Here is a 1,297-nt window from a genome sequence, read left to right on the forward strand (position 1 = left end):
TTCATTTATGTTGAACCAATAAAATAGAATGATTATGACAGGACTTGCATTAAGAGTGAGTGTTCCTAAGTGGAACGTTGAGAGTGAGCTTGGTTACAAACCAATCACTACTTTTTGGGAGGATTTCTCCATCGCTGATAAGTTCGGCAATGAGGCTGTAAATGATACGTTCAAGCGTGCTTTCACTGAGTGGAAAGGCAACTATGCCTATCTTACGGAAATGGTGATGGTGTTGAACCATAAGATTTGGCAATGGTATAAGAAGAACATTCTTCTTGCCAAACTCTACAACCAGTTGTATGATATGGCTGCTGAGTATGCCGAGAACAACTTGAAAGGGGAGGAACTTGATTATTATTATCGTATCACTGACTAACAAAGGTAACGGAGAGGCTAACCACCTCTCCATAACTAAGCTACAGAATGGAAACAAGATTTAAAATGGCTGCTACGCAAAGACAGATGAACTATCTCCTCAGTCATTATGGTGTCAAACTTTGCGAGAGAATGGATAAGGAAGAACCTAAGTTTCCGATTCCTGGGGAAGCAAACGTTTATCTTTGGAAGGTGCTGCTTCGTCATCCAGAAGGATTGTCAATTCCTTCCTTGATAGGTTACTCTAAGTTGTTGCCAATGTTGAGAAACTCATATAAAAAGCAGAAAGTATGATAACGCTGATTCCTATCACATCAGGGTTGTTGCACCTGAATATGTGAAATTCAAGAGAAAGGTGCACGGATAGGAGAAATTTAAGAAAAATAACTTGCTAGTTACGAAATTTTTTCGTAACTTTGCCATCAAATTAAACAAAATGGGACAGAAAGAAGAAAAAGAAAAGATTAAAACGGCAAAAGAAACATTAGGAAGGTATTTTTATGACTTAAGTAAGACTTCATTTGGTACAGGCCTATTAGGAACGTTCTTGCCGTATTTTACAAAAGATGAGTCTGCAATGACAGAAAAAACAATATGGTTATTTGCAGGGTGTCTTATAGCAACAGTTGGTTTTGCATATGTTGGTAATAAAATTTTAAAAAGATAAAGTATGGATTCATTGTTGATTTTTATGACAGGCGTTGCAATAATAGCAGCAGGGCTTGCTTTTTGGGTAAATACCAAAATGGGGAAAAAATGGATTGATAGTTTGTAAGGTAAATCCAGAAATCATTAGCGTTTACAATGACAGAATTGGCTATTATTGCTGTTGGCATATTGCTGTGGAGCAATACAAGAGCTGGTAAGAAATGGTTGAAAGAACTTTAAGTGTTTATAGAGGTGGCAAGTTGCATTGCTGCCT

Annotated in this window: 3 protein-coding genes; all 3 read left to right on the forward strand. The window is 37.2% G+C overall.

What is annotated here, in order from left to right; translation table 11 throughout:
* Positions 1-34 precede the first annotated feature (34 nt).
* The 3 genes from DW657_RS17255 (at position 35) to DW657_RS17265 (ending at position 1,042) form a co-directional block, all read left to right on the forward strand.
* Positions 35-376: a hypothetical protein gene (locus tag DW657_RS17255; protein ID WP_118313567.1), complete on the forward strand. Its 342-nt coding sequence runs from the start codon at positions 35-37 to the stop codon at positions 374-376.
* A gap of 47 nt (positions 377-423) precedes the next feature.
* On the forward strand, positions 424-669 hold the full coding sequence (locus DW657_RS17260; protein ID WP_147382000.1) for a hypothetical protein: 246 nt from the start codon (positions 424-426) through the stop codon (positions 667-669).
* Positions 670-811: 142 nt separating this feature from the next.
* Positions 812-1,042, forward strand: coding sequence for a hypothetical protein (locus DW657_RS17265; protein ID WP_147382001.1), 231 nt, complete (start codon positions 812-814; stop codon positions 1,040-1,042).
* Positions 1,043-1,297: the final 255 nt, after the last annotated feature.

It is taken from the genome of Prevotella sp. AM23-5 (genome assembly GCF_003473645.1).
Classification (GTDB): Bacteria; Bacteroidota; Bacteroidia; order Bacteroidales; family Bacteroidaceae; genus Prevotella; species Prevotella copri_A.